The sequence below is a fragment of the Actinomycetospora aeridis genome, from assembly GCF_037400275.1.
Taxonomy (GTDB): Bacteria; Actinomycetota; Actinomycetes; order Mycobacteriales; family Pseudonocardiaceae; genus Actinomycetospora; species Actinomycetospora aeridis.
This window is the reverse complement of record NZ_JBBEGL010000002.1, coordinates 296460-323220: the sequence shown is the minus strand read 5'-3', so window position 1 is coordinate 323220 and position 26761 is coordinate 296460. Positions and strand designations below refer to the sequence as shown.

General features: G+C 73.8%; 38 protein-coding genes. 35 read left to right on the top strand and 3 right to left on the bottom strand.

Features of this window, described 5'->3' with window-relative positions:
* The first annotated feature begins 240 nt into the window (after window positions 1–240).
* From WCD41_RS06995 to WCD41_RS06985, 3 genes are all read left to right on the top strand, one after another.
* The gene (locus WCD41_RS06995; RefSeq protein WP_337712682.1) at window positions 241–1407 is read left to right on the top strand and encodes a hypothetical protein; all 1167 of its coding nucleotides are present in this window, start codon (window positions 241–243) and stop codon (window positions 1405–1407) included.
* A gap of 5 nt (window positions 1408–1412) precedes the next feature.
* Complete coding sequence (locus tag WCD41_RS06990; RefSeq protein WP_337712681.1) at window positions 1413–2063, top strand: sortase domain-containing protein; 651 nt, start codon at window positions 1413–1415, stop codon at window positions 2061–2063.
* Between the two features lie 135 nt (window positions 2064–2198).
* On the top strand, window positions 2199–2858 hold the full coding sequence (locus WCD41_RS06985; protein WP_337712680.1) for a phosphatase PAP2 family protein: 660 nt from the start codon (window positions 2199–2201) through the stop codon (window positions 2856–2858).
* Here the strand turns inward: WCD41_RS06985 and WCD41_RS06980 are convergent.
* Together WCD41_RS06980 and WCD41_RS06975 are read right to left on the bottom strand one after the other, a co-directional pair.
* Window positions 2806–3582, bottom strand: a complete 777-nt coding sequence (locus WCD41_RS06980) for a class I SAM-dependent methyltransferase (protein WP_337712679.1) — start codon at window positions 3580–3582, stop codon at window positions 2806–2808. The two genes, WCD41_RS06985 and WCD41_RS06980, sit on opposite strands and share 53 nt — an antisense overlap.
* On the bottom strand, window positions 3579–5072 hold the full coding sequence (locus tag WCD41_RS06975) for a WS/DGAT/MGAT family O-acyltransferase (RefSeq protein WP_337712678.1): 1494 nt from the start codon (window positions 5070–5072) through the stop codon (window positions 3579–3581). The genes WCD41_RS06980 and WCD41_RS06975 overlap by 4 nt, the downstream gene beginning before the upstream one ends.
* 252 nt (window positions 5073–5324) lie before the next feature.
* On the opposite strand from WCD41_RS06975, the gene WCD41_RS06970 reads away from it, so the two are divergent.
* The 4 genes from WCD41_RS06970 to WCD41_RS06955 all read left to right on the top strand — a co-directional run bounded on the left by WCD41_RS06970 (window position 5325) and on the right by WCD41_RS06955 (window position 8579).
* Window positions 5325–6053, top strand: coding sequence for a hypothetical protein (locus tag WCD41_RS06970; RefSeq protein ID WP_337712677.1), 729 nt, complete (start codon window positions 5325–5327; stop codon window positions 6051–6053).
* An 82-nt stretch (window positions 6054–6135) separates the two neighbouring features.
* The gene (locus WCD41_RS06965; protein ID WP_337712676.1) at window positions 6136–6579 is read left to right on the top strand and encodes a MarR family winged helix-turn-helix transcriptional regulator; all 444 of its coding nucleotides are present in this window, start codon (window positions 6136–6138) and stop codon (window positions 6577–6579) included.
* Entirely contained in the window at window positions 6576–7250 is a 675-nt protein-coding gene (locus WCD41_RS06960; RefSeq protein WP_337712675.1) for an MFS transporter, read from the top strand. Before WCD41_RS06965 ends, WCD41_RS06960 begins: the two co-directional genes overlap by 4 nt.
* Before the next feature lie 144 nt (window positions 7251–7394).
* Window positions 7395–8579 (top strand): tyrosine-type recombinase/integrase, encoded by a 1185-nt coding sequence (locus WCD41_RS06955; RefSeq protein ID WP_337712674.1) that lies wholly within the window; start codon window positions 7395–7397, stop codon window positions 8577–8579.
* Window positions 8580–8777: 198 nt separating this feature from the next.
* On the opposite strand, the gene WCD41_RS06950 is transcribed toward WCD41_RS06955, so the two are convergent.
* On the bottom strand, window positions 8778–9122 hold the full coding sequence (locus tag WCD41_RS06950) for a hypothetical protein (protein ID WP_337712673.1): 345 nt from the start codon (window positions 9120–9122) through the stop codon (window positions 8778–8780).
* 119 nt (window positions 9123–9241) lie between these two features.
* On the opposite strand from WCD41_RS06950, the gene WCD41_RS06945 reads away from it, so the two are divergent.
* From WCD41_RS06945 to WCD41_RS06810, 28 genes are all read left to right on the top strand, one after another.
* Entirely contained in the window at window positions 9242–9442 is a 201-nt protein-coding gene (locus tag WCD41_RS06945; RefSeq protein ID WP_337712672.1) for a hypothetical protein, read from the top strand.
* On the top strand, window positions 9442–9927 hold the full coding sequence (locus WCD41_RS06940; RefSeq protein ID WP_337712671.1) for a DUF6879 family protein: 486 nt from the start codon (window positions 9442–9444) through the stop codon (window positions 9925–9927). The genes WCD41_RS06945 and WCD41_RS06940 overlap by 1 nt, the downstream gene beginning before the upstream one ends.
* Window positions 9928–9946: 19 nt before the next feature.
* The gene (locus WCD41_RS06935; RefSeq protein WP_337712670.1) at window positions 9947–10768 is read left to right on the top strand and encodes a Scr1 family TA system antitoxin-like transcriptional regulator; all 822 of its coding nucleotides are present in this window, start codon (window positions 9947–9949) and stop codon (window positions 10766–10768) included.
* Window positions 10769–10861: 93 nt separating this feature from the next.
* Entirely contained in the window at window positions 10862–11140 is a 279-nt protein-coding gene (locus tag WCD41_RS06930; RefSeq protein WP_337712669.1) for a hypothetical protein, read from the top strand.
* A 7-nt stretch (window positions 11141–11147) separates the two neighbouring features.
* Complete coding sequence (locus WCD41_RS06925) at window positions 11148–11501, top strand: hypothetical protein (protein ID WP_337712668.1); 354 nt, start codon at window positions 11148–11150, stop codon at window positions 11499–11501.
* Complete coding sequence (locus WCD41_RS06920; protein ID WP_337712667.1) at window positions 11498–11779, top strand: hypothetical protein; 282 nt, start codon at window positions 11498–11500, stop codon at window positions 11777–11779. The genes WCD41_RS06925 and WCD41_RS06920 overlap by 4 nt, the downstream gene beginning before the upstream one ends.
* Window positions 11776–12039, top strand: a complete 264-nt coding sequence (locus WCD41_RS06915) for a hypothetical protein (protein ID WP_337712666.1) — start codon at window positions 11776–11778, stop codon at window positions 12037–12039. Before WCD41_RS06920 ends, WCD41_RS06915 begins: the two co-directional genes overlap by 4 nt.
* A complete protein-coding gene (locus WCD41_RS06910; protein ID WP_337712665.1) occupies window positions 12036–12254 on the top strand; it encodes a hypothetical protein in 219 nt (72 codons plus the stop codon). The genes WCD41_RS06915 and WCD41_RS06910 overlap by 4 nt, the downstream gene beginning before the upstream one ends.
* On the top strand, window positions 12251–12499 hold the full coding sequence (locus WCD41_RS06905) for a hypothetical protein (protein WP_337712664.1): 249 nt from the start codon (window positions 12251–12253) through the stop codon (window positions 12497–12499). Before WCD41_RS06910 ends, WCD41_RS06905 begins: the two co-directional genes overlap by 4 nt.
* On the top strand, window positions 12496–12618 hold the full coding sequence (locus WCD41_RS06900; RefSeq protein ID WP_337712663.1) for a hypothetical protein: 123 nt from the start codon (window positions 12496–12498) through the stop codon (window positions 12616–12618). Before WCD41_RS06905 ends, WCD41_RS06900 begins: the two co-directional genes overlap by 4 nt.
* Window positions 12615–12854 (top strand): hypothetical protein, encoded by a 240-nt coding sequence (locus WCD41_RS06895; RefSeq protein WP_337712662.1) that lies wholly within the window; start codon window positions 12615–12617, stop codon window positions 12852–12854. Before WCD41_RS06900 ends, WCD41_RS06895 begins: the two co-directional genes overlap by 4 nt.
* A 94-nt stretch (window positions 12855–12948) precedes the next feature.
* Window positions 12949–13833 carry a hypothetical protein gene (locus WCD41_RS06890; RefSeq protein WP_337712661.1) on the top strand — a complete coding sequence of 295 codons (885 nt, stop codon included), beginning with the start codon at window positions 12949–12951 and terminating at the stop codon, window positions 13831–13833.
* 178 nt (window positions 13834–14011) lie between these two features.
* Entirely contained in the window at window positions 14012–14158 is a 147-nt protein-coding gene (locus WCD41_RS06885; protein WP_337712660.1) for a hypothetical protein, read from the top strand.
* Entirely contained in the window at window positions 14155–14364 is a 210-nt protein-coding gene (locus WCD41_RS06880; RefSeq protein WP_337712659.1) for a hypothetical protein, read from the top strand. Before WCD41_RS06885 ends, WCD41_RS06880 begins: the two co-directional genes overlap by 4 nt.
* Before the next feature lie 115 nt (window positions 14365–14479).
* Window positions 14480–14962, top strand: coding sequence for a hypothetical protein (locus WCD41_RS06875; RefSeq protein WP_337712658.1), 483 nt, complete (start codon window positions 14480–14482; stop codon window positions 14960–14962).
* A gap of 3 nt (window positions 14963–14965) precedes the next feature.
* The gene (locus tag WCD41_RS06870) at window positions 14966–16276 is read left to right on the top strand and encodes a PBSX family phage terminase large subunit (RefSeq protein WP_337712657.1); all 1311 of its coding nucleotides are present in this window, start codon (window positions 14966–14968) and stop codon (window positions 16274–16276) included.
* A 68-nt stretch (window positions 16277–16344) separates the two neighbouring features.
* Entirely contained in the window at window positions 16345–16680 is a 336-nt protein-coding gene (locus tag WCD41_RS06865) for a hypothetical protein (RefSeq protein WP_337712656.1), read from the top strand.
* A 2-nt stretch (window positions 16681–16682) separates the two neighbouring features.
* Window positions 16683–17828, top strand: coding sequence for a phage minor capsid protein (locus tag WCD41_RS06860; protein WP_337712655.1), 1146 nt, complete (start codon window positions 16683–16685; stop codon window positions 17826–17828).
* An 11-nt stretch (window positions 17829–17839) separates the two neighbouring features.
* Window positions 17840–18109, top strand: coding sequence for a hypothetical protein (locus WCD41_RS06855; RefSeq protein WP_337712654.1), 270 nt, complete (start codon window positions 17840–17842; stop codon window positions 18107–18109).
* A 49-nt stretch (window positions 18110–18158) separates the two neighbouring features.
* Complete coding sequence (locus WCD41_RS06850) at window positions 18159–19772, top strand: phage portal protein (protein ID WP_337712653.1); 1614 nt, start codon at window positions 18159–18161, stop codon at window positions 19770–19772.
* 16 nt (window positions 19773–19788) lie between these two features.
* Window positions 19789–20217: a hypothetical protein gene (locus tag WCD41_RS06845; RefSeq protein WP_337712652.1), complete on the top strand. Its 429-nt coding sequence runs from the start codon at window positions 19789–19791 to the stop codon at window positions 20215–20217.
* Between the two features lie 80 nt (window positions 20218–20297).
* Window positions 20298–20933, top strand: a complete 636-nt coding sequence (locus WCD41_RS06840) for a hypothetical protein (protein WP_337712651.1) — start codon at window positions 20298–20300, stop codon at window positions 20931–20933.
* Between the two features lie 48 nt (window positions 20934–20981).
* On the top strand, window positions 20982–21920 hold the full coding sequence (locus WCD41_RS06835) for a major capsid protein (protein ID WP_337712650.1): 939 nt from the start codon (window positions 20982–20984) through the stop codon (window positions 21918–21920).
* Window positions 21921–21960: 40 nt separating this feature from the next.
* Window positions 21961–22305, top strand: a complete 345-nt coding sequence (locus WCD41_RS06830; RefSeq protein WP_337712649.1) for a hypothetical protein — start codon at window positions 21961–21963, stop codon at window positions 22303–22305.
* Window positions 22306–22409: 104 nt separating this feature from the next.
* Window positions 22410–22655: a hypothetical protein gene (locus WCD41_RS06825; RefSeq protein ID WP_337712648.1), complete on the top strand. Its 246-nt coding sequence runs from the start codon at window positions 22410–22412 to the stop codon at window positions 22653–22655.
* A gap of 3 nt (window positions 22656–22658) precedes the next feature.
* Entirely contained in the window at window positions 22659–25181 is a 2523-nt protein-coding gene (locus tag WCD41_RS06820) for a hypothetical protein (RefSeq protein ID WP_337712647.1), read from the top strand.
* Between the two features lie 13 nt (window positions 25182–25194).
* Window positions 25195–25548 carry a hypothetical protein gene (locus WCD41_RS06815; RefSeq protein WP_337712646.1) on the top strand — a complete coding sequence of 118 codons (354 nt, stop codon included), beginning with the start codon at window positions 25195–25197 and terminating at the stop codon, window positions 25546–25548.
* 12 nt (window positions 25549–25560) lie between these two features.
* Window positions 25561–26757 (top strand): hypothetical protein, encoded by a 1197-nt coding sequence (locus WCD41_RS06810; RefSeq protein ID WP_337712645.1) that lies wholly within the window; start codon window positions 25561–25563, stop codon window positions 26755–26757.
* The last annotated feature ends 4 nt before the right edge of the window (window positions 26758–26761 follow it).

The following is a 26761-nucleotide window of genomic DNA, read 5'->3' as shown; positions in this document are numbered from 1 at the left end:
CACGACTGCCCGACGACACACCGTGATGACGGGTCGCCCGACCCGCTTCCCGGTGCCGACACGCCTGCGGGCGGCGTCGTCGGTGGTCAGGGGGCCCGGTGGGCGCATCCACCGATCGGGTGGTTCTCCGCCGCCCGGGCATGGGATCCCCGAGAGCCGGTAACGGGTGTGACTCTCCGTGCGACTCGACGTGCGAATGGCCGAACGAACTCGGCTGTGAGCGCACGAAGGGGAGTACCGATGAGGGGTCGACGGAGCAGCCGCAGCGCCGCGGTCGTGCTGGCCGGCTGCGTGGGTCTGGCGGTGATGGCTCCGGGACTCGCCCTCGCGGACCCGTCCGACGACGCGACGGCGGCGTCCGCCTGCGAAGCGCAGGGCGCCGGCTACCGCCTGGTCGGCGGCGTGTGCGAGGCACCGGCGTCCAGGTCCGACGCCGACTCCTCGGCCGCCACGGACGCCGACTCCTCCGGCCCCACGACCTCCACGGCGCCGCCCGCCGGCAGCCTCCTCCCGGGCGTCACCACCTCGGAGACCGGACAGCAGGACACCGGCGAGACCCCGACCGGCGTGACGCAGACCGGCGTGACGCAGACCGGCGACACGCCGACCGGGCCGCAGGCCCGCCTCACCGACGGCGCCACCGCCGACACCGCGACGACCGGCACCACCGGCGACGCCACGGCCCCGACGCCGACGGCCCTCGCGGCCGGCGGTGAGCAGCTCGTCACCGACCTCGCCGGCATCACGCTGCCCGGCGGCATCACGCTGCCCGACGACTTCGTGCCCGGCGCGGGCAGCCTCACCGACCTGCTCGGCGACCTCGAGATCCCGACCACGGTGCCCGAGGGCGGCTTCACCAACCCGCAGCAGGCCTGCGCCTACCTGGCCGGCGGGCTCGCGTTCGAGGGCACCCCGGCCCAGCTCGAGCAGCTGGGTACCGCGCTCTCGCAGTTCTGCGGCGCGCTGCCGACGAGCTTCACGGGCATCGACCTCGACGACCTCGTCGACGACCTCGGCGAGCTCGTCCGCCACTGCCCCGAGCCCGACCAGCACACGCTCAACATCACCAACGTCTACGTGACGAACGAGTGGTGGGGCGCCTACTGGCACCACCGCTACGACGTCGACTGCCCCGAGCTGACCTACGACGAGGCCAACGCGATCCTCGACGCCGACTCCTCGGACCCGTTCCGGCTCGACCGTGACGACGACGGCGTGGCCTGCGAGGACAACGCCCACGGTGACGACGTCGACTACGTCAGCTACCCCGAGGGCGGCGTCGCCACGGGCGACGGCAGCACCGGGTCCGGCGCGTCGGCCGTCGAGGTCGCGCTGGCCGCGGGCGCGCTGAGCGGGCTCGGCGTCACCGGCCTGGTCCTGGTCCGTCGCTTCGCGCGGCAGGGCTGATCACCATGGCCGTCACCAGCGAGCACACCACCGGGAAGTCCGGCACCAGCGCGACCACCCGCGCGACCATCGGGATCGTCGTCGTCCTCGTCCTGCTCGGGATGGCGGCCTACCTGTCGGGCGACAACTCGCAGCGCACCGGCCCGGCGAGCGTCGCCCTGCCGGCGTCCCGCACCGCCGTCGCCCTCCCGCTCGGCGAGGCGGAGACCGCGAACCTGCGGATCCCGTCGATCGGGGTCGACACCCGCCAGCTTGCCGAGCTGGGGCAGACCGAGGACCGGCGCCTCGAGGTCCCGAAGGACGCCACGACCGTCGGTCACTACCGCGGCGGTGCGGCGCCCGGCGAGGACGGCCCGGCCGTCTACGCCTCGCACGTCAACTATCACGGCGTCGACGGGGGCTTCGCCCGTCTCGCCGACGTGGTCGCGGGCGACCAGGTGCTCGTCGAGCGCACCGACGGCGTGACCGTCGTCTACGCGGTCGACCGGGTCGACGAGGTGCCGAAGACGGCCTTCCCGACCGCCTCGGTCTACGGGCCGACGGCCGACCCGCAGCTGCGGCTGATCACCTGCGGCGGCGACTTCGACAGTGACGTGCGCAGCTACTCCGACAACATCGTGGTCTACGGCCACGCCGTGGAGGCCTACCGCGCGTAGGCCACCGACGGCACCCGATGACGGCCGGGCCCCGCACCCCGCGGGGCCCGGCCGTCGTCGTCCCCGGACGCGTTCTCAGGCGGCACACAGCAGCCCGTCAGGCGGACCACACCACCCGCACGGAGCGTGGGACCCATGCTCCCGATCGCTGCCGCACCCACGGTGCCCCTGCTCGATGCGCCGCCCCGGTCGGCCGCACCCCGGGGACGGGCCGCCGCGGTGCTCGCGATCGTCCTCGGGATCGCGACGGTGGTCGGCTCCTACGTCCTCGCCGTGCTCGACCCGACCGGGCGCGCGCTCGACGACGCCGTGATGGAGACGGCCACCGGTGTCGGCCTGCGCAGCGAGGGGCTCGACGTGCTGGAGCTCGTCGGGGTGCCGACGGTCGCGGTGGCCGTGATCGTGCTGGCCGGTGTCGCGCTCCTGCGCGGACGGGGCGACCGGGCGGTCGGGGTGGTGGCGGTGGTGCTCGGCGCGCAGCTCGTCACCCAGGCGCTCAAGGCGGGGCTCGTGCGGCCCGACTCGCTCGAGGGCAACTCCCTGCCGAGCGGGCACGTCACGCTGGTGGCGTCGCTCGGGCTGGCGCTGGTGCTCGTGGTGCCCCGCGCGCTGCGCCCCCTCGCCGGGCTCGCCGCGGTGGCCGTCACGGGGATCGCCGGCGTGGCCACGATGGTCGCGGGCTGGCACCGGCCCAGCGACGTCCTCGCCGCCGTCGGCGTCGTGGCCGCGACGGGCGGCGTCGTCACCCTCGCGGGGGCGCTGCTCCGGGCGCGACCGCGTCCACGATCTGCATGACCGAGTCCCACCGGGTCGCCACCCGCACGAACCCGTGGCGCACGAGGGCGTCGGCGAGCTCGCCCCGCCCGAACAGCCGCGCCTGACCGCCGCGGGCCAGCACCTCGGTGAGCACCCGGAAGGGACCGCGCCCGTGCGCCGGGACCGTCACGGCGAGCCGGCCGCCGGGCCGCAGGACCCGCCGGATCTGGGCCAGCGCGGTGTCGAGGTCCGGCACGAGCTGCAGGCACAGCGAGCAGCAGACCGCGTCGAGGCACGCGTCGTGCAGCGGCAGCGCCATCGCGTCCGCGCGGACGAACACGGTGTTCGCCGCGGGCACGGCCCGGGCGGCGCGGGTGAGCATCGCGGGGGAGAGGTCGGCGCCGACGACCAGCCCGTCCGTCCCGGCGGCGTCGGCGAGGTGGCGGGTCAGCGTGCCCGGCCCGCAGGCGAGGTCGAGCACCGTCTCGCCGCCGACGAGGTCGAGGCGCCGGGCCACGCCGTAGAAGTCGCGGACGAGCCCGCCGTAGGTGAGGTCCGGGACGGAGTCGCGGACGCGGTCGCCCGCGCCGATCAGGCGGTCGTAGAAGCCGGCGCCGCCCCGGGACTCCCACAGGTCCTGGATGCGGCCGCGCGAGCCCGGGCGGCCCTCGACGAGGTCGACGAACGGGCCGGCCGCGGCCCCGCCGACAGCGTCGGGCAGCGGGACGTCGAGCAGCGGTGCCAGGCGGTCGATCGCGCTCACGCGCCGCCCCGCACCGCGTCCCGCAGCGCGTCGAACTCGGCGACCACGGCGTCGGCGAGGTCGTGCAGGTCCGGCAGCAGCTCGGCGCAGGCCAGGAGGCCGATGTCGAGCTGGTCGACGTAGCTCTGCACCGTGATGTTGAGACCGACGGGGTCGGCGATCGCCGAGACCGGGATGTAGTGGGTCATCGTGGCGGCGCCCAGGTACAGCGGCTCCCGGGGGCCGGGCACGTTGGAGACGACGGTGTTGAACGGCGTCGGCGCCACCGAGCCCCAGCGGGTCAGGGCGCGGCTCACGGCGGTCACCGTGGCCGGCACCCCGAGCCCGGCCGCCTCGGGCGTCAACTGGCCGGGCAACGCGGCGAAGACCTGCTTCGCGACGCCCAGCGCGTCGTGGGCGGCGCGCAGGCGCGCGAGCGGGTCGTCGAGATCGGTGGGGAGCGCGGCCACGGTCGCCGAGACCCGGTTGGTCCACTGCTCGTCCTCGTCACCCTCGCGCAGCGACACCGGGATCATCGCCGTCAGCGGCTGGTCGGGCAGCTCGCCGCGCTCGAGCAGCCAGCGCCGCAGCCCGCCGCCGCACAGCGCCACGACGACGTCGTTGATCGTCGCTCCGGACTCCTTGCCGAGCGCCTTGACCTCCGCCAGCGGCAGCGCGCGGTGGGCGAAGCGCCGGTAGCGGCTGACGGGGGCGTTGAAGGGAGTGGGCGGGGCGACGAGCGGGGGCAGGCGGGGCAGGTCCTGGTCGGGATCGCGCTCGCGCCCGACGTTGAGCACCGAGCCCAGCGGGCCCCGCAGGCTCCCGCGCACGCGGTCGGCGAGGTCGATCACCGTGGGGCTCCGGCTCGCCCGGGCCATGCTCTGACCCGCCCGGGCCGCGAGCAGCAGCCCGCGGGCCGGGCGGCGCGCACCGTTCGCGGCCGCCCGGGCCAGGACCCCCGCCGTCGTCGGCGGCGCCTCGGAGGTCCACTCGCCGGCGTGGCTGGGCGCCTCGGCGTCGGGGACGTCGTCGAGCATGAGCTCGAGCAGATCCACGCCCGCGGCACCGTCGACGGCGCTGTGGTGGATCATCGTCAGGATCGCGAACCGGTCGGCTCCGCCGTCCTCGGCCGGGGCGAGACCCTCGATGACGTGCGAGACCCACAACGGGTGCTCGCGGTCCATCGGCGCCGCGACCAGGCGGGCCACCAGCTCGTCGAGCTGGTCGTCGGTGCCGGGCGGCGGTACGGCGCTGTGGCGGACGTGGAAGTCGAGGTCGAAGTCCGGGTCGGCGATCCAGTAGGGGTGGTCGAGCCCGAACGGCACCTCGACCAGCCGACGTCGGAAGGGCTCGAGCTGGTGGATGCGGTCGGCGAGCTGGCGGCGCCAGGCCGGGTAGGGCTCGAAGTCGGCGTCCGGGCGGTCGAGGATCAGCAGCTGGCTGACGTGCAGGAACTGGTGGTCGTCCTCCAGGTCCAGGAACGCCGAGTCCAGACCGGAGAGCTGCTTCACGGCGGGTGACCTCCTCGTCGGTCGTGTCGGGGGTCAGTCTGTGGGCGCGAGGTCGGCTCGGCCAACCGACCCGGTCGACCCGGTCGTACCCGCTCGTACCCGCGACCGCCCGGGTTCACCTCATCGATGTACTCAAGCCCGGTTGGCCCGTGTCCGTAACCTCCGGCCGTCACGGCCGTTGAGCGTTCCGGAGGAGTGCTCACTCGATCGGTGGTGCATTCCGTCGCCGGATGAACGGACGGAGAGCCAGACATGGGTAGGCACCAGATGAGCGCGTCGGGTTCGGCGCGTGCCCGGGTCGCGCTCGGCGCGCTCCCGCTGGTCGCCACCGTCGGCGCCATCGGGATCGGCTCCGTGGTGATGAGCCCCGTGAGCTCCGAGACGCCCCTGGAGCCGCCCGCCGGCGCCGGTGCCGGCACCGGTGCGCCGCTGGCCTCGCTGCCCCTCGGGCCCGGCGTGGCGCCGGCTCCCGTCCAGGTGCTCGACCTCGCGGCGACCGGTGGAGCGGTCACGGCCGACCCGGGCGCGCCCGGCAGCACGATCGGCTCGGTCCGTCCCGGCGGGGCCGGCGGCGACGACGCCCCGGCCCGCCGTGCCGCCCGCGCGGGGATCGCTGACGACGGGCCCGGCCGTACCGGCACGGCCCGCGCCGGTGGCGGCGGTCAGGGGAACGGCGGGGGCGCCGCGGCGGCCGGCGGTGGTGGCGGCGGCTCCGCGACCGGTGGCGGGAACGGCGGTGGCGCCGAGGCCGGTGGCAACGGCGGCTCCGGCTCGGGGGGTTCGGGCTCCGGGGGTTCCGGGGGTTCCGGGGGTTCGGGCTCGGGTGGCTCCGGAGGGTCGGGCGGCTCGAACGGCGGCCTGCTCGGTGGCGTCGGCGGTGCCGTGGGCGGGGTCGTCAACGGGCTGGGCACGACCGTCTCGAACACCGCGTCGGTGCTGTCGTTCGGGGAGTCGTCCCCGTCCGTCCTCTCCTTCGACTGACAGCCGACTGACTCCCGACTGACTCCCGACTGACTCCGTCGTCACATCGACCATCAATATAGTTAGGTGATACAACGGTCGGGTGACCGCATCGACCGGCGCGCGCCTGACCACCGCCGCAGCGCTGGACGCGTTCGCGGCCTGGGCCATCCGCTCGACGGCCGACCGTGAGCTCAGTCTGACGACGGCCTCGACGCTCGCCACCCTCGACCGCGGCGGACCGCAGCGCCTCTCCGACCTCGCCGTCCGCGAGGGCGTGACGCAGCCGAGCATGACCGCGCTGGTCACGCGCCTCGAGCGCGACGGCCTCGCCACCCGCGGGGACGACCCGACCGACCGGCGCGCCGTGATCGTCACGCTGACCGACGCGGGCCGCGAGGTGCTCGTGAGCCGCCGCACCCGGCGGGCCACGCGGCTGGCCGCCCTGCTCGACCGGCTCGGCGACGAGGACCGGGCCGTCGTCGAGGCCGCCGCCGGCGCGCTGTCCCGACTGACCCTGACCGACCCCTCCCGAGGAGAGTCGTGAGTACCGCAACCGCCAGCCCGTTCCGGCAGCCGAAGGCCGTCTGGGCGGTGGCCTTCGCCTGCGTCATCAGCTTCATGGGCATCGGCCTGGTCGACCCGATCCTGCCCGCGCTGGCCACCCAGCTGCAGGCGACGCCGGCCCAGGTCTCGTTGCTGTTCACCAGCTACCTGCTGATCACCGCGGTCATGATGCTCGTGACGGGATGGGTCTCCAGCCGCATCGGTGCCAAGGCCACGCTGCTCACCGGCCTGACGATCATCGTGGTGTTCGCCGCGCTGGCCGGGGCGTCCGGGTCGATCGGCGAGATCGTCGGCTTCCGGGCCGGCTGGGGGCTGGGCAACGCGCTGTTCATCGCGACCTCGCTGGCCGTGATCGTCGCGTCCGCCAGCGGCGGCTTCGCGGGTGCGATCATCCTCTACGAGACCGCGCTCGGCGTCGGCATCGCGCTCGGGCCGCTGGTCGGCGGCCTGCTCGGGTCGGTGAGCTGGCGGGCCCCGTTCTTCGGTGTCGCCGTGCTGATGGCGATCGCGCTGATCGCGACGCTCGTGCTGCTCGACAAGACGCCGAAGCCCGCGAAGAAGATCGGCCTGCTGGACCCGATCAAGGCGCTGCGCCACCGCAGCCTCGCGACGATCGCGGTCACCGCCTTCGCCTACAACTGGGGCGTCTAGACCTTTGCCCATTCGAGGGTCGTGTCTGTGCAGCTCAGATGGGGTACAGTCGGAGTCGCGCTGAGGTCGGTCGCCATTTAGCCGACAGAAACGGTTGTCGGCACGCTGACGGTTAGCGAACGGCAACGATCGTCAGGGGGCCTCGTGGGACGACCGAAGACCGAGATCGGCGAGTGGGGGAAGATCACCGTCGACCGCGAGGGCGAGAAGTTCGTGGCCCGCGCGCGGGTGCGTAACCTGCGCGGCCGGCTTCAGACCGTCGAGCGCAGCGCCGAGACGTCCGACCTTGCCCGCTCGCGCCTCAAGGAGGCGATGCGCGCCGAGGCTCGGAAGGTCGAGGACGCCGAGATCACGCGCGACACACCGTTCCGGGTGCTCGCCGCCGCCTACCTCGACACTGTCCGCCGCAGCACGCTCACTGCCACCACCTACGACCGGTACACCCACAACATCAACAGCGTGCTCCTGCCCGAGATCGGTGAGCTGCCGCTGCGCTCCCTGACCACGCGCCGACTCCAGGTGCTCTTCAACAGCCTCGCCGACGCGGGCCGCTCGCCGGCCGGGCTCGCGAACCTCCGGGCCCCGCTCTCCGGCGCGTTGAAGCTTGCGGTGCTCGAAGAGGTGTTCACCGCCAACCCCATGGCGGGCGTCCAGCTCACCAGGAAGACCTCCGCCTACTCGGCGGACGCGCTCGACCGCGACGACATCGGCAAGTTGCTCGCTGCGGTGGAGAAGGACCAGCGGATCGGGAAGCTCGAGCTCTACGACATCGTCGTGCTCATGCTCGGCACCGGATGCCGCATCAGCGAGATCCTCGGGCTCACCTGGAGCGACGTCACCCTCGGCGAGGACTGGCGGGAGTGCGCGCTGCTGATCCGGCACAACGCGGTGCGAGTGAAGGGCGTCGGCATGACCCGCCAGGACGGGAAGACCCGAGCTGCCCGCCGGGACATCCTCATGACGCCGATGGTGCGCGAGGTGATGCGGCGCCGCGCCGCCATCCCCGGCAACCACGCCGCGCTCCCCGTCTTCCCGGTGCGCGGCCACGGCCGGCCGAGGGCATCCTCCGGTGTCGTGCGACTCCTGCGCCCGCACTACGAGGACATACCGACGCTGCGGGACACGAAGCAGCCGACGCACATCTTCCGCAAGACGGCGGCGACGATCATGCTCGACCAGGGTCTGTCGCCCCGAGAGGTCGCCGACCAGCTCGGCCACGCGTCGGTGTCGATGGTCCTCGACGTCTACGGCCAGCGCCGCCAGCGCTCGGAGCGCGCGATGAACGCCCTCGACTTCACCCGCGGCGAGCGTCCGCAGCTCACCAGCTAGCCGGCGACGGCGACCGCCAGGGCGAGCGCAGGGCACGGGACTCGCCACGGCAGCCACCGACGCCGGCACGCCGCGCACCCGTGCTCCGGGTGCCGGCGGAGCAGGACCCGCCACTGTTCGCTCAGGTCGTGGGGTCCCACCGAGCCGCCGCAGGGGGAACGCGACGGCCCGGTGGGGGATGGTGGGCCCGCTGCTGCATCAGCGGGCACCGGACCGGCCCCCCTCGGTGGGGCCGGGGTGTGTGGGCGCGCTCCAGGCGCGCAGCTCGGCGAGGACGAGCGCGCAGTGCGCGATGTGCTCGACCAGCTCGGCGGCCGTCAGGGAAGCGGTGGCGTCGTCGACGGCCAGCAGTGCGCGGGGCGCCTGCGGGGCCTGCCCGGCGCGGGTGAGCACGTCGGCCCGCGCGGCGGTGACCGTGACGACGGTGTCGTGCTCGTCGGCGGGCACCAGCACCTGCGGTGTCCCGACGTGCAGGACGTCGGTCAGTCCGTGGACGCACCGGGACCGGTCGCACCGTCGGGGGTGCTCCACGGTCGCCGTCATGCCGACGACGCTATGCGCAAGCTATGCGCAGACGCAAGACCCATCTATGCTCCGTCTATGGACGTGCTGGGCGCCCTCGCGCACACTGGACCTCCGCGCGATACCGAGGGGGACCTGCGATGCGTCTGCGACAGCTCGCGAAGGACAAGGACTCGGGCACGATCGGCTGCCCGTCCGTGCACGTCGACGAGGAAACCGGCGACCTCGTCGTTCAGGGTCACGGCATCTCGATGGAGCACCTGCCGACGCCGTTGCCCGGCGAGCAGGCCGTCCGGATCGACCCGGCCATCGTGCGCGCCGCGATGCAGGCTCTGGACTGATGGCCGCGCTGGCCGAGCTGGCGTCGGCTATCTCGGACGCACGGCAGTCAGTGTTCCGGGCCGAGTACCTGCAGGACTACCCGGACGACCCGCAGTGGTGGGCCTACCAGCAGGGCCACGACTGGACGGCCAACGAGGACCTCGCCGCGTGGTGCGCCCTGGTCCGGGCGAACGTCGAGCGCGGCGTGACCATGCAGCGGGTGCACGTCGTCACGACGCCGTGGACGCCATACGTCCGCTTCGAAATCGAGCAGCACTACCCGTTCAACCTTGCGGCCGGCGAGGAGGTCCGTCTGCTCACGGTGCTCATGCAGAGCGCCCGGAAGGACTTCTGGTTGGTCGACGACGAGCGCGGGTGGCTCCTGGACTACGCCGACGACGGGACGATGACCGTCATCGAGGCCTCCGAGCGCACGTTGCCGATCCTGCGCGACTGGCGGGACGCCGCGCTCGGGATGTCGACGACGCTGGCGATGCCCGCCTGAGCGCGCTCCCGGTGCCGCGGTGAGCCCGCGGCAGGTCCGGTACCCCGACCTCGGTGCCGCGCTCGCGCATGCCCGCGCGGCGTCGAAGCTGTCCGGGCCCCAGCTCGCCGAGCGGCTCGGGTGGCCGTCGCAGTCGAAGGTGTCGCTGCTGGAAAGCGGCAAGCAGCGCCCCTCGGTCGAGGACGTCCGAGCGTGGGCGGAGGCGACCAGCGCGGACGTCGACGAGCTGCTGGACGCTCGCGAGCGCGCCCTGACGCGCCACCTCGACATCCGCGAGGCCGCGCGCACGCCGGGCGGCGTGGAGGCCCTGCAGGGCAGCCTTGCCGACCTCGAGGCGGGCTCGACGACCCTGGCCGAGTACCAGCCCACCTTGATCCCGGGCCCGGTGCAGACGGCCGACTACACCCGCGCGTGGCTCGGCCAGCCGGGCCGGGTGGAGCTGGGCGGCGCAGTGGACGTCGAGACGATCGTGGAGAGCCGCCGTGAGCGTCAGCGGGCGCTCCGCGAGCGCGGCACGAAGGTGACGATCGCCGTCGAGCCGGCCGCCCTCACTGCCGTGTACGACGCCCGGGACGTGCAGCTGGCGCAGCTGCACACGCTCTCGACCGCCGCTCTCGGCGGGATGGTGGAGCTGATCGTGTCCCGTCGCCCGCTCGCGATGATCGGTGGCTTCGAGTTGCTCGACGACGCCGTGATGGTCGAGAACGTCACCGGCGCTCGGATCATGGCTGACCCCGAGGTGGTCGCTCAGTTCGCTGCCGCCCTCGACCGTCTGCGGCGCACCGGCACCACCGGCCGCGCCGCTGTTCGTGCGGTCGAGGAGGCCGCTCGGTCGCTGTAGAGCGACCATCCGCCGCAGGTCAAGGCCCTGTGCGTAGTACACGCACACGTGCACATGTAGGTTCTCCTGCACGTCGAGTGCGAGGGGGACGCCATGGCGCAGGGGACCCGTGGGGCCGCAGCGCGCCACCTCGTCGACCTCGCCAGCCCTGGCCTGATCGAAGAGCAGCGCCGCCGGGCGCTCGAGGCGCCGACGGTCGCGATGCGCCGCGACGACCTCACCACAGTCCCGCTCGACGTGGTCCCCGCGCAGCCGGCGCCCGCGACGGCGACCGCGCCGAGCGACGCGTTCTTCCTCGCCCTCGGCATCGCCACGCTCCTCGCCACGGTCCCGTGGGCCCTGGCGTTCGGCGGCGCCCTGGGCTGGTGGTGACCGGCCCGTGGCCTCGAACCTCTCCCGCCGGCCGCCCTACCGGCACCGCGACGACCGCGACCCACGGCTCTACGACCTGAGCCCGCGCCCCACGTGCCGTCTGGCGCCGTACGGCTGGACGAAGGCCGGGCAGCTGGCGCACCGCCAGCGGACCCTGCGCGCGCTGTCCGCGCTGGCGTTCGTGGCGGGCATGACCTACGGCCGCGCGGAGGCGGAGGCCGACGCGGAATCCCAGGCGCGGGAGCGGGACCTGCGTCGAGGCCTTGCCGAGCGGATGGCCGCCCTGCACTCCGAGCTTCTCGCCGATCCGCGCACCGCGGCGGCGCCCACCGACGCGTTCCCCCGCCAGGAGGCCGGATGAGCCTCCTCGTACCCGAGGTCGGCCACCGGTACGGCCGGTGGTGGGCGTTCCTGCCCGCCCACGACCGCTCGTGGCGGGTGTGGGTGCCGGTCGATTCGGAGGCCGACGGGCGCGACGTCGTCGAGCAGTGGCGCGCGTTCCGCGCGTCGTGGGACGGCTCTCTGGCCGCCGACTGCTCGTCCTGTGCCGTCTCCGAGCTCACCTGCCTGCTGGGCCGCCGCCCCGACGGCGACCCGTGCTGTTCCGGCTGCAACCACCACCACGAGGAGTGCCCGTGATCGACACTGATCGGCCCACCGAGATCGACGCGCAGGTGCCGCCGGAGCCCACCGACCTGCTCATCTTCACCGACCGTGACGGCGACCTCTGGCAGCGCCTCGACTCCGTGCTCGTCGGTGAGCGCTGGCGGTGCATCAAGGACAAGGTGCCGCAGCTGCTCGGGGCGAGCCCACTGGCCTCGTGGCGCTGGGTGATGTTCAACGTTGCCCCGATCCGGCCGGTGCAGTGGGCCGACGCGACGTCGGAGGTGTCGGCGTGATCGGGACCCCGATCTTCGACGAGCTGATGGCGTTCGGCGCCCTCGCCCAGGCCCTGCCCGGCGAGGAGCCGTACGAGGTCCCCGCGGAGGGTGACGAGGTGTGCGACCGGTGCCGCTGCTCGATGACCTCCTACGTGCGGGTGGAGCACCCGGAGCACCCCGGCCAGCACGACCTGGTGTGCCCGGGGTGCGTGCGCGAGGAGGTGACGGCGTGAGCGCTCCGAGCGTCGAGCGCGACGAATCCCGCTGGTCCAGCCGGTACTACCGGCACGACTGCCCGGCCTTCCCTGACGTCAAGGTCACGATGAAGCTCGACGGCCCGGACGATCGGCGGGACCCCGACGGGACCACCGAGTGCTTCATCAGCGAGCACGGGCTCCACGGGTGGCTGCGAATCTCGCCCGCCGAGTGGGAGCGGCTGACGGCTGACGACGAGCCCGACGACGAGGACGACTGGTGAGCCCGGACCCGGTGCTCGTCGCGGGCCTGCGGGAGTACCTCACTGACCTGGGACTGGAGGGCCCCGCCGTCGACGAAGTGGTCGGCGGGGCGATCGCAGCCGGGGAGCTGGACTCGTGAGCGCGAGCTCCGGCCCGACGCCGGTGTTCACCGTCGGCAACATCATCGCCGCGCTGTTCGGCGCCGCCGTCGGCACGGCGCTCGGAGTGCTCGGCAACGGCTGGACCGTGCTCGTGCTCGTCGGGTGCTTTTGGGTGCCGACGTTCGCGACCGCGCTGGTCATCGACGCGGTGCGGGCGACCCGGGCGACGAGAGCGAGCGGCAGCGTTCAAGCGACCCGGGAGGACATCCGATGACGGACCCGCTCAACCCGACGTCGATCCCGGCGGTGCTGGCGAGGCGACGCCATGCCGAGCTGGTGAAGGCCGCGCGAGCCGCCCGGCGGTGGCCATGACGTCCTACTGCGACGCCCCCGCACCCGACGGGGACCCCTGCTCCCGGCCCTGCCCCGACGCCCACACCGTCTGCGGCGGCTGCCTCACCCGGCTCACCACCGAGCTCGCCGCCGTCGGCCTGTGGGAGGAAGAGCTGGCCACCACCCGCTACCGGCAGGACACCACCCGTCGTCAAGGCCCGGCGGTCGCCGGCGCGGGGGAGACCGGGCTGCCGTACAACGACCGGCCCACCGACGCCGCCAACGAGGCCGCCACGGTGATGCAGCAGTGGACGGTCGTGCTCCTCGAGGCCGACCGCGCCGACGGGCTCGACCTCGCCGGCCCGGAGCACGTCGACGGCGGCCCGATCCTCGCGCCGTACGCGGAGTGGCTCTCGAAGCGCGCCGACCAGCTCGCCGGACATCCGGACGGCGGGATGGCGGTCGGCGACCTCCGCCGCACCGTCGGCCGTCTCCGCGCCTCGGTGGACCTGCACCCCGACCTGCTGTACGCGGGCCCGTGCGACTCGTGCACCGAGCACCTCTACGCCCACCCGGCCGCCCCGGTCGTCACGTGCCGGGGGTCGAACGGCCGGGAGGGCTGCGGCGCCCGCTACGACCTCGGGCAACGCCGGGCGTGGCTGGTCGACCAGCTCCGCGACCAGCACGCCACCCTCACCAGGATCGCCGGGTGCATGACCCGGCTCTACGGGGAGACGGTCACCGTGGAGCGGATGCTGAACTGGACGCGCCGGGAGCAGCGCAACGTGCCCGGGTCCCGGCTCCGCCCGGTCGGCGAGGACAGCTCCGGGCGGTCGCTGTACCGCATCGGGGACGTCGTGGACCGCCTGGAGGCGTCCGCGGCGCAGCAGCTCGCGAAGCGGCAGGCGAGAGCGTCGTGACGGAGCCCTGGGTCCTGCTCGCCCTCTCGCTGCTCAACCTTGCGTGCGCGCCAGCCTGCGCCGTGGTGGGCATCCTCGGCCTGCGCACGCTCCGACGCCTTCGCGCTCAGGAGGAGGCTGCCCACGAGGTCGAGTGCCCGTCGTGCGGCGCCACCATCCGAGCGCGGATGGCCGACGCGTGACGATCGACGAGGCTCGTCTGCCGCCGACCATCGGCGTGCTCCTGCTCGCCCTCGTGTGCCCGACCGCGTGGTGGCAGTGGTCCCTGCTCCTGCTCGCCTGCAGCTGGGTCGCCCTCGGCGCGCCCAAGCCGGACCGCGAGTGACCCCCGTTCGCCTCGGCACCTACGTGGTCCGCGGCTGGGCCGGCGGCGTCTCCGCCACCCTCGCGTACCTCTCCGCCGTCCTCGACCGCTGGTGGACCGTCACCGGCTGGATCGTCGTCACCCTCGCCCTCGCAGTGTGGGTCCTCGCTACCGCCTGGACCGACCTCCGAGCCCGCCACGTTGCGCGATCGCGACCGGACCGTTAGGTTCCCCACCGTCAGAGTGGGAGTCCTGCCGGTGCACACCGAGCCGACTCGCTGACCATCCCCCGGACGCTGGCCCCGCCGCACGGCGACGACAGCCCGATGAGCGAGGTGCCATGTGCCTCGTGCCCTCGACCCCGAGCTGCGCGCGGCCATCCTCGCCAGCATCCAGGCCATCGCCGACGGGCAAGCACCGGAGCGCTCAGCGGCAGCGGTAGCGCGCGAGCACGACGTCTCCCGGCCCAGCGTCACGAAGATCGCGGCGGCCCACGACCTGTCGCACGTGTGGAACCGGGAGCACACCGCACGCGCGTCACGCGCCAAGCAGCAGGACAACCGAGCTCTGCGGGCAGAGCTGTCGCGCCAGATGCTCGAGGACGCCTCGCGACTCCGTCAGCGCCTCTGGGTGCCGTCGACGACCGTCACGGCGACCGGAGCGAAGGTCGTCACGGAGATTCCGACTGCGGCGGACGCGAAGCACCTGCTCGCGTATCAGTCGCTGGTGAAGTCCTCTGCCGACATCGACGCGCGCGACGCCGCCGACGACCAGCACGCCGCGGTGGACGCCTGGCTGGCCTCGCTGCTCTCCCCGGGCGCCTGACCGGTGCAGATCACCGAGCTGTCCCCGCAGGCCAAGCTGGCCTGCCACTACTGCACCGCCCGGCTCAACATCTTCGACGGCTCGGTCCGCTCGTCGAAGACGATCAGCTCGCTGCTGGCGTGGCTGCGGTTCGTCCGCGAAGGCCCCGCCGGGCCGCTGCTGATGTTCGGCCGCACCGAGCGCACCCTGCGCAGGAACATCATCGACCCGCTGGTCGAGATGCTCGGCGTGCGGCGCTGCAAGCTGGTCGCCGGAGTCGGGGAGCTGTGGCTGCTCGGCCGCAAGGTGTACCTGGTCGGCGCCAACGACGAGCTCGCCCAGGAGAAGATCCGGGGCCTGACGCTCGCCGGCGCCTACGGCGACGAGCTCTCGACGCTGCCCGAGTCGTTCCTCTCGATGCTGATCACCCGGTTGTCCGTGCCTGGCGCCCAGTTCTTCGGGACCTCAAATCCCGACGGGCCGCGGCACTGGCTGAAGCTGCGATTCCTCGACCGCGCCCGCCTCGTCCTGCGCCACGGCCGCGTCGTGCAGGACCGCACCGGCGAAGCCGACGTCATCGACCTGCACCGCTTCCGGTTCGGGCTCGACGACAACCCGGCGCTCACCGCCGAGTACATCGCCAACCTCAAGGCCGAGCTCACCGGGCTGTGGCGTCGCCGGCTCATCGACGGCGAGTGGTCGATCGCCTCCGGGGTCGTCTACGACATGTGGGACGACGAGCGCCACGTCGTCGACGAGCTCCCCGAGCTGACTGCGACCCTGGCTGTCGGGGTCGACTACGGCGCGACCAACCCGACGCACGCGCTCGCGCTGGCCCTGTCGGCCGACGGCCGCCTCGTCGTCACCCGCGAGTACCGCCACGACCCGCAGCGAGCGGCGCGCGCGCTCACCCTCGCCGAGGTGTCGGCCGAGCTGCGGACCTGGATCGGCGGCGAGTACGACGAGTGGGGCCGGCCCTCGCTCGACATCCCGTCCATGATCCCCGTCGACCCGTCGGCGAAGGCGCTGCGCGTCCAGCTCGCCCACGACCGCGTCGGGCGGGTGGTGGAGGCGGACAACTCGGTGCTCGACGGCATCCGCACCGTCGCCTCCCTGCTCGCCACCGACCGGCTCGTGGTCCACTCCTCGTGTCGCGGGCTGCTCGACGAGCTCCCGCAGTACGCGTGGGACGACAAGGCCGCCGAGAAGGGCGAAGACCGGCCGGTCAAGGTCAACGACCACGGCGCGGACGCCCTGCGGTACGCCGTGCAGACCTCGCAGGCGCTGTGGCGCCGCCACCTCCGGATGCCCGCCGTGGGCGACGCCGCCGCCTGATCTCACCGAGCGTGAGCGAAACCCGGTCTCCCGCCGGTGGCGAGTTATACCGAGAGTGAGATCAGCCGGTGGTCGACCACGAGAAGCGCGCCGCGCGGGCCCGAGTGAAGGCCGCGAAGGCCGAGACGAAGTCCGCCCGCCGACGCCGCCGAGCCGTGCAGGCCGACGATCGAGCCGATCAGAGCGTGGACGTGGCCGCTGCCGCCGGAACCCTGCCCGTCTACCTACGCGTCGGGGACACCGAGGAAGCCCACCTCGGCGACCTCGACCTCGACGTCGTGCCCACCGACGACCCGACCAAGGTGCGCGTCCACATCGACGTTCGCACCGCGCTCCCGGCGTTCCTGCGCGCGGTCGCCGACGAGATCGAGAACCCGACCGAGGACGACGACAGCGAGGGCTGACGATGCCCGGCGCCGGTGAGTCCGAGGTCGCCGACCTCGCCGCCGCGGTCCGCGACACCTACCGGGCCGCCGAAGACTCCCTGCTCGACGTCGTCGCCGAAGAAGCCCGCCGCACCTGGCAGCGCAACCTGAAGCCCGACCGGCGCCGCCGCAGCGAGGTCGTCGACCAGGCCCAGGCCGCCGCCCGAGTCGGGGCGCACGCCGCCCGGATCGCGAAGCGACTGGAGGCGCAGGCCCCCGCCGTCGCCGACGAGGTCACCCGCGTGGCAGCCGAGCGCGGCGAGCGGGCCGCGCGCCGCGAGCTCGACACCCTGCTGGGCCGCCAGAGCCGCCGTGACCGCGGCAGCGCGCCCGGCCGGTCCCCGGAGCTGGTGCGAGCCTCCCGCGGCCTCGTCGACGCGCTCAGCCCCGCGCACAGCAGCATCCTGCGCACCACCCGCGACGCCTACCGCGACGCCGTCGCCGACACCCTCGGCCCCTACTCGTCGGGCGCGATCGGCCGTGAAGAGATGGCCCGCCGGGCGATGGCCACCCTCGGGGACCAGGGGGTCACCGAGTTCCGGGACCGCGCCGGCCGCCGGTGGGAGCTCGCCTCGTACGTCGAGCAGGCCACGAGGGCCGCGTCGGCGCGGGTGATGGTGGACTCGCTGGTGGACCGTTCGGCGGCGTCCGGCACGCGGCTGTTCTACGTCCCGGACGTCCAGGGCGAGTGCGCGCTGTGCCGCCCATGGGAGGGTGAGATCCTCTCGGCGGACGGCTCGCTCGTCGGCGAGGTCGAGGTCGAGAACGTGCTCACCAGCGAGCCGATGACCATCGAGGTGAAGGCCTCGCTCGCCGAGGCCCGCGCTGCCGGGTTCCTGCACCCGTCGTGCCGTCACGGAGTTTCACCGTTCGTGCCGGGCGCCTCGAGACCGCCGACGAACACCGCCGACCCGCAGGGCGAGCGGGACCGGGAGCGGCTCCGGGCGCTCGAGCGGCACGTCCGGCACTGGAAGCGCCGCGAGGCCGCCGCGTTCGACCAGGTCGGCCGCGCGCAGGCGAAGGCGAAGGTCCGGGACTGGCAGGCCGCCATCCGCGATCACACGAAGAGCACCGGCCTGATCCGACAGCCGAAACGTGAACGCGTAGGGCCGGGCGTCGTCCGCTGAGGAGGTCGGCCATGCCGCGCAGCTCCACCCGCTCCGCCCGCGCTCGAGGGCGCGGGCGTGGCCGTCGCACCTCCCGCGGCTCGATGCCGGCGCAGCTGCGCCGCTCCTACGTGTCCGGGAAGGTCGCCGCCCGCATCGGGTGGGGCTCGTCGGGCGACTTCCGCCGCTGCACCGCCCAGGCCGCGAAGCACGGCGTGCCGGCGCGGATGCGCAAGGGGATGTGCGCCCGTCTCCACCGCGCGGCAACTGGGAAGTGGCCGGGACGGAACCGCGGACACTGACCCACGGCACGACCGACGACGCCCTCACGACGCTGCACAGGGGGCGAGCGTGCCCCTGCCCGACGCGTCCGTCCCGTGGCCGCCGCGCGACTTCGAGCCCTACCGCAACAAGGTCGCGATCTGGGACGCCTGGTGGACCGGCGACCCCGAACTCCTCGCCGCCGCCTACGGAGGCTCCCCGGGTACGCCGCAGGCGGCGTTCTCGCCGCTCCAGTACGCCGGCGGCGTCGGCGGCCGGCTCGCCCGCTTCTGGTGGGGCCGCCCGCCGTCGCAGGGCGAGCCGCAGGCGAAGGCCCACGTGCCGCTCGCCTCCGACATCGCCCGCGCGAGCGCCGACCTGCTGTTCTCGGAGCCGCTTGAGGCCACCGCCGACGCGCAGGCCACCACCGACTACCTCGACGTGGTCCTCGGCGACGGCATGCAGGCCAAGCTCCTCGAGGCCGCGGAGATCGCCGCCGGGCTCGGCGGGGTCTACCTGCGGCCCGCCTACAACCAGCTCGTGGCGAACGCGGCGTGGATCGAGGCGATCAGCCCCGACCACGTCATCCCCGAGTGGATCAGCGGGCACCTGCGCGCCGGGACGTTGTGGCGGGTGCTGGAGCGCACCAGCGACCGCACGGTGGTCCGCCACCTTGAGCGCCACGAGCCCGGCTGGACGGTGCACGGGCTCTACGTCGGCTCCGACTCGGAGCTCGGCCGGCCGGTGCCGCTCACCGAGCACGAGGAGACCGCGCACCTGGCGGACTTCGTGAACGCCGACGGGGCGGTCGAGACGGGCTACCCGGGGCTGGCGCTGCGCTACGTCCCGAACATGCGCCCGTCGAAGCCGTTCCGGCGGGACCCGCTGCTCGCGCCGCTCGGACAGTCCGACCTCGCCGACATCGAGGGCCTGCTCGACCAGCTCGACGAGGTCCACTCCTCGTGGATGCGGGACATCCGCCTCGCCAAGGGCCGGATCATCGTGCCGGAGAACTACCTGGAGGTCCTCGGGCCAGGAAAGGGCGCCCGGTTCGACCCGGACCGCGAGGCGTACTCGGCGCTTCCCGGGTTCCTGGACGCGAACCCCGGCGAGCACAACATGATCACGGTGCAGCAGTTCGCGATCCGTGTCGGCGAGCACGAGGCCACCGAGCGCAACATCATCACGCAGGCGCTGCGGACCGCGGGCTACAGCGCGCAGACGTTCGGGGACGGCGTCGACGCCACGACCATGGCGACGGCCACAGAGGTGGTCGCCCGGGAACGGCGCAGCTTCATCACCCGCAACCGGAAGATCCAGTACTGGCGTCCGGAGCTGGTGGCGCTGCTCGAGGCGTACCTCGCCATCGACGCGTACGCCTACGGGCGCCCGCCGCTCGACCCGACCGGCCTCGCCGTCGAGTTCGCCGACTCGGTGTCCGAGGACCAGATCACGGTGGCGCAGACGGTGCAGACCCTCCGCGCCGCCGGCGCCATGTCGGTGGAGACCGCGATCCGCGAGGTGCACCCGGACTGGACCGACGTGCAGGTCGCCGAGGAGCGCGAACGCATCCTCGACGACGAGCGCCGCGTCGCGCCCGCCGACCTGGCCCGCACCATCGGCAACCTCGGCGACGACGACGAGGACCCCGACGACGAGCCCGACGGGCCGCCGGACGTCGAGGACGAGCGGTCGGGGAGCTGACGGGCGGGAGGTGCTCGTGCGCGGCACCACCGGCAGCGGCGCTCGGCAGGCTTCGTGGGCGTGGCTGGTCGGCCGCGTCGACGAACTCGCCAGCGAGCTCAAGGCTGCCCGCCAGCTCATCAGCGCGGCCACGCCAGAGGCGGTAGCCGACCTTGCCGAGCGTGTCGACGCGCTCGAGGCCCGCACGACCCGGCAGGTGGCCGCCGTCGCGACGCTGCCCGCCCTCGTGGTCGGCACCCCGCGCGATGTCGACGCCCCGTGGGACACCGCGCTCACCGCGGCCCCCACCACGGCGCGGATCACGGCGGTCGAGGGCACCTCGCTGGCGCTGACCGTTGCGATCAAGGCCGTCGCGGCCACGAAGGTGACGCTCACCGTCTCCACCCCCGGAGTGCTCGGCGCCAGCGTCGCCAAGGTGCGCGTCCTCGCGCTCACCACCTCCTGACACTCGCCCGCCCGCGAACGCGCGCGAGCGAGGCACACAGGGCCCGCACGGGCCGCCCACCATCCCGCACGGGAGCACGCATGGCCGACAACGACGACCCGCCCGCCGACGACCCGAGCGGCGGCGGCAACCAGGACCCGCCGAAGGACACCTCGCCCGCCGACCCGCCGCACGGCGGGGACGACAAGGGCGGCGACCCGACGGACTGGAAGTCGGAGTCCCGCAAGCACGAGAAGCGCGCCAAGGACTCGAAGACGGCGCTCGACAAGGCCCAGGCCGACCTCCAGGCCGCCCGGGACCGCGAGAAGGCGATCCTGAAGGCCGCCGGCCTCGCCGAGGACGACGACCCCGCCGAGGCAGCGAAGAAGAACGCCGCCGAACGGGACACCGCCGTCACCGAGCGAGACGAGGCCCGCGCGGCGCTGAAGCTCGCCGAGCGCAGCTTCGCCGCCCTCGAGCACGCCCGCGACGCCGGCGCCGACGCCGCCCTCATCCGCGACTCGAAGGCGTTCGACACCTTCCTCGCCGGCCTGGACGACGACGTGACCGACGCCGACCTCGGCAAGGCGATGGGCAGGTTCGTCAAGGACAACCCGCGCTTCAAGACCGCCGCGGCGCCGCCGCCCACGTCGGACCCCACCAACGGCGGGGAGCCGCGCATCGCCGACCGGGACGTCACCCCCGGCATGGGCCGTCTCCGGGCGGCCTTCAAGTAGACCCCCGAGCCATCAGGCGGGGCCCCGAAACACAGAAAGGAGCCCCCCGTGGCTCTGACCCTTTCCGAGTCCGCGGTCCTGTCGCAGACCACCCTCGCCCGCGGCGTCCAGGAGACGTTCGTGCAGGAGTCGGTGGTCCTCGACCGGCTGCCGCTGATGACGATCCAGGGCAACTCGTTCACCTACACCAAGGAGTCGACGCTGCCCGGCGTCGCGTTCCGCGGCGTGAACGAGGCCTACACCGAGAGCACGGGCACCTTCGTGCAGGCCAGCGAGTCGCTGGTCATCCTCGGTGGCGACGCCGACGTGGACCGCTTCATCGTGCAGACGCGCGGCAACCTCAACGACCAGCGCGCCCTCCAGACCCGCGCGAAGATCAAGTCTGCGTCGTACAAGTTCCAGAACGAGTTCATCAACGGCGATATCACCGTCGACACGAAGGGCTTCGACGGGCTGAAGAAGCGCCTCGCGGGCGGCCAGGTCATCGACGCGGCCACCAACGGGCTCGGCCCGGTCGCCGGCGGGCACGACTTCTTCGACAAGCTCGACGAGCTGTTCGGCGCTGTCCAGGGCGGCCCGGACGTCGCCTACGCCAACTCCGCGATCATCGCGAAGATCCTGTCGGCGGGTCGTCGTCTCGGCGGCGCGGACATCGTCAACGCCGACGCCGGCGGGAAGCGCGCTGTCACCTGGAACGGCGTGCCGATCCTCGACCTCGGCACCACCGCGGCCGGCACGGCGATCATCCCGCGCACCGAGACGCAGGGCACCGCCTCCGGCGTCGCGTCCTCGATCTACGCGGTGAAGTTCGGGCAGGACGAGGCCGACCAGGCCGTCACCGGCCTCACCAACGGCGGCGTCCAGGCCTACGACCTCGGCGAGGTCTCCGACAAGCCGGTCTACCGCACCCGGCTGGAGTTCTACTGCGGCCTGGCCACCTTCGGCGGAAAGGCCGCGGCGCGCCTGCGCGGCGTCCTCAACGCCTGACCGGTCCCGTCCGACCCCGCAGAGACCCCAGGAGGACCCCATGGCGACGACCGCCGCCGAGAACAGCCCGAAGCGCGCCAAGCGCGACCGGACCCCGACCACCCTCGACTCCCACATCGACCGCCCGTCGGTCGTGGAGCCGGGCGACGCGCCGTACGACACCACCGACCCGCTCGAGCGGGCCACGTCGGTGTCCCCGGACAAGGCCGCCGCCGCGGCGGCCGGGCACGGCACCGTCAACGCGGTAATCCCGCTGCCGGAGCCCGACCGCCTCGAGGAGCCGGCGCGCGAGGCGCGCACGGAGACCTACGACGCGATCGGCCCGGACGGCAAGAAGGTCACCGTGACCCGCAACCTCGAGACCGGCGAGTCCAGCCGCCGCTGAGCCTCGCCCTGATCGTCCCCGTCCCGTCCCGCCAGCGCGTCCCGTTCGTGGTGGGCGGGACGTCGGGGCGGGCGGGGACACCCTCGACCGCCTGGGGAGGCGTCGTGCCGCTGTACGCGCATCCGTCGGGGGAGCGGCAGCTCGTGGACCGCGGGTCGCCCGCGGAGGTCGCGCTGATCGCGAGCGGCTCGGGCTGGGTGCTGGTGACCGATCCGGCCGAGCAGCCGCCACCGGAGCCGGAGCCCGAGCTGGCCCCGGCAGAGCCCGGCCCGGAGGGCACTCCCGAGCCGCCCGCTGACCCGCCCGCGAAGCCGACGAAGAGACCGCGCGCACCGCGGCGGAAGGACTGAGCGATGGTCGCGGTCACCCACTCCGTCGTCGACACCATCGGGAACCAGCCCGCAGTGATCGAGGCGATCCGGGTCCGGCTCGTGTCGGGCGCGACGTCGCCGGTGGTGTACCGGGCCACCGACGGCGCGCAGGTGCGCGTCGACGAGCGCCAGGTCCTCGCCACCAACGCGAACAGCTGGTCGGTGGACCTGATCCGCCAGTCCGAGCTCCGACCGCTCGGGTCGCGCTACGAAGTCGACCAGTTCCTGGTGATCCCCGGGTTCGACGAGCGCCAGGTGTCGACGCTGGCGTTCACCGTGCCGGACGGGGCGGGCCCGTTCCGGCTGGTCGACTGCCTCGTTTCCGGCAGCGTCGGGACGCCGATCGTGGCGTCGCTGAACCCGCGGAAGTCCTACGACCCCGCGATCCAGTACAACCGCCTCGACGTGGTCGCCTACCAGTCGAAGTCCTACGTCGCGCTCGGCACCTCGACGGGCCAGACCCCGCCGGTCAGCGGCGCGAACGACTACTGGCAGCTCCTCGGCGCGGTGGAGGCCCAGAACGGCACCTCCCCGGACGCGTCGACAGGCACGAAGGGTGTGCAGCGCATCCGCGCGGGCACCGCCGACGCGCCGCTCTACCCGTGGGAGTACGTCACCGGTGCTCCGGTGGGTGGGGACCTGCCGGAGGCCACCACGACGGCGCGGACCTCCGCGCTGGGGACGCCCGCGAACCTCCTCGGGAAGATCAACCGGTACGACACGTCCGGCGCGGCGATCTCCCAGACCCTCCCCGCCGCCACCGTCGGCGCGGTCGCCGCGTTCGGCTGGGACGCCGCCGACCAGAACCAGACCCGCAAGCTGACCCTTGCCGCCGCGTCCGGCGAGTTCATCGGCACCGGCTCGGTCGCAAGCTTCGACGTGCCGTTCCTCGGTGAGCTGATCGTCCTGCACTGCACCACCGCCGGACGGTGGCGCATCTCCGGCGGCTACATCCGCCAGACCAGCCTGGACCGCCGGTACGCGCGCCGGGCCCTGTTCCACGACGACTTCGCCGGAAAGGCCGACGGGGCGCTCCCGTCGACGTCGGACTCCGGCCACGAGTGGTACGCCTACCCGGCCAACGGCACCTCGTTCTTCGCGCCGATCATCTCCAGCGGCGCCATGACCCTCAACCCGTCGGGTGCGCCCGGCACGTGGGCGTCGTACTCGAACGTCGACTTCACCGAGACGATCACCCGGCTCGGAGCCGAGTTCGAGACCGGGCCCTTCACGACCCCCAACGGGTCGCTCGGGATCATCCTGTGGGGCGAGCACTTCGTCGGCGGCGGCGCCGGCACCACTACCCCCTGCCACTTCGGGATCACCCCGAACGGCTGGACGTGGTATACGAAGGCCCCGGGCCTCAACGGCGGCGCGCTGACGAAGACCGCGGAGGGGAACCTGTCGGTGCCGCTGGTCGCGGGCACCCGCTACCGGGTCGACATCCTGCTCGACCGGGTCACCTCGCAGGCGTTCCTGTTCCTGCCCGACGGCACGATCGTCACGGTCACCGACCCGGCGATCGCCGCGGTCGAGGGCAAGGTGGTCTGCTACGAGCCGTTCGGGAACGCCGCCGCGACGGACCCGAAGTTCCGGGTACGGCGGGTGTGGGCGGACGGCGCCCCGGCTGCGCAGGCCCCGCCGCAGGACGGCACGGACCTGATGCGGCTGGTCGACCTGTACGCCGCGATCCAGCGTCTCGGCGGCCCCAACATCCAGGTGTTCACCTCTTCCGGCACGTGGACGAAGCCGGCCGGGCGCACGATGGTCGAGGTGATCGCCTCGGGCGGCGGGCAGGGCGGCGCCTCCGGGCGCCGCGGCGCCGCCGGGACGGTGCGCGGTGGCGGCGCGGGCGGGCCTGGTGGTGGCCGTTCGCTGGGCCGCTACCGGGCGTCGGACCTGCCGTCCACGGTGAACGTCACCGTCGGCGCGGGTGGCGCCGGGGCGGCGGCCGTGACGACGGACGACACGGACGGCGCGTCGGGCAGCCTCGGTGGGGTCTCCACGTTCGGCGCGTACCTCACTGCGCGGGCGGCGACGGTCTCGGCCGGTGGCGGCACCACGGCGGGCGGCACGGCCGCGAACGGCGGCACCGGCACCTTCCAGGGCGGCGTGTCCGGGGTCGGCGGCTCCACTGCGGCGGCAGTGGTAGCCGCGGTGTCCACGTCGGGCAGCGGTGGCGGTGGTGGCGGTGGTGGCGTCTCGGCGGCGAACGCCGGGAACGCCGGCGCGACCGGCTACGGCCCGGCGGACGGGTCGGTGACGTCCTACGCGGGCGGCGCCGGCACCGGCGCGAACGGCACTGCGGCGGCGACGCAGCCCGCGGGCGTCGGCGGCCCCGGCGGCGGCGGTGGCGGCGGGAACGCGTCGGGTGCCGGCGGCACCGGCGGCGCGGGCGGCTTCCCCGGCGGCGGCGGTGGCGGTGGTGGGGCGTCGGTGAACGGCTCCGCCTCGGGCGCTGGTGGCGCGGGGGCGGCTGGTGTGGTCCTGGTGATCTCGACGTGAGCGGAGACGCGTGATGGCAGCCGACCGGTACGTGGCGGTCCCGGAGCAGCCCGGGGGCGACCGGCTGATCGTGATGGGCCCGCTGCTGTGGGACCCGGAGCAGGCGCCGGAGTTCGACCTGGGCGAGGGCCTGCGGCTGGTGCCCGAGGAGGCGGCGCTCGCCGACGGCTGGGCCTACCCGCTCCCGCCCGAGCCGGAGCCCGAACCGGAACCGGAACCGGAACCGGAGGGCTCCCCGGAGTCCGAGGTCAACAGCACCGCCGACGACGAGACCGACGAGCCGGAGCCCGACCCGGAGCCGTCCCCGGAGGACGCGGCGCTGGCCGAGGCCGGAGCCGACCCGACATCCACCGACCGGAAGCGCTGATCGGAGCCCGGCATGCCGACGATGACGCACAGCGTCGTGGACCCGATCGGCAACCAGCCGGCCGAGGTCGAGGCGATCCGGGTCCGTCTGGTGTCCGGGGCCGCCTCGCCGATCGTGTACCGGACGTCGGACGGTGCGCAGGTCCGCTACGACGAGTGGCTGACCCTCGCGGCCGGGGCGTCGTCGTGGTCGGTGTCGCTGATCGACCAGGCGTCGCTGCGCCCGCTGGGCTCGTACTACGAGGTGGAGCAGCGGCTGGTCATCCCGGGCACGTCGGAGCGGCAGGTCTCCACGCTGGCGTTCACGGTCCCCTCTGGTGCGGGCCCGTTCCGGGTGGTGGACACGCTCCTGGCGTCCCCGGCCGGAGCGACACCGCAGCCCGCGTCGGGGCTGGTTGACCGGCAGGTGTTCACGGCCTCCGGAACCTGGACGAAGCCCGCCGGGGCGAAGGTCGTGCAGGTGGAGTGCGTCGCGGGGGGCGCTGGCGGAGGCTCCGGCGCGCGGCACGCCTCCGGTACCTCGTCTTCGGGCGGCGCAGGCGGCGGGTCCGGCGCGTACAGCTCGATCGTGCTCGCCGCCGCGTCCCTCGGGGCCACGGAACCTGTCACGGTTGGCGCAAGCGGCGCAGGCGGAGCGGCAGTGACCGTGAACTCGACTGCCGGCAACGCGGGCTCCGCAGGCGGCGCGTCGCAGTTCGGTAGCCCGCCCAAGGTGCGCGCGAACACGCCCGCGTCGATGGCCGCAGGCGGTCAGCTCAGTGCCAGCTCGACGGGTGGTACCGCTGGGCGGGGCTCCGTCATGGGAGGCGGGTCCGGGGGCGCCGGGAACAACGGCGGCACGGGCGCGCCGGGCAACGGCCACGCCTCGTCAGCAGGGGCACCCGGTGGCGGCGGGGGAGGCATCTCGACGGGGGCTGCTGCGTTCTCGGGCGGCGCCGGTGGTCAGTGCCTGTTCACGGGCGACACGGCGAGCGTTGCCGGAACGGGCGGCGGCGGCCCAGGTTCGTCCGGCTCGGCAGTTGTTGACGCCGCAGCGGGGGGCGGAGGAGGCAGTGGCGGTGGCTCGTCGGTCACTGGCGCCGGTGGCGCGGGAGGAAACGCAGGCACCTACGGCTCCGGTGGCGGCGGCGGCGGCTCTGCCCTGAACGGCTTCGCGTCGGGCGCCGGGGGCGCTGGCTCGCCCGGCATCGTCGTGATCACGTCTTGGTGAGGAG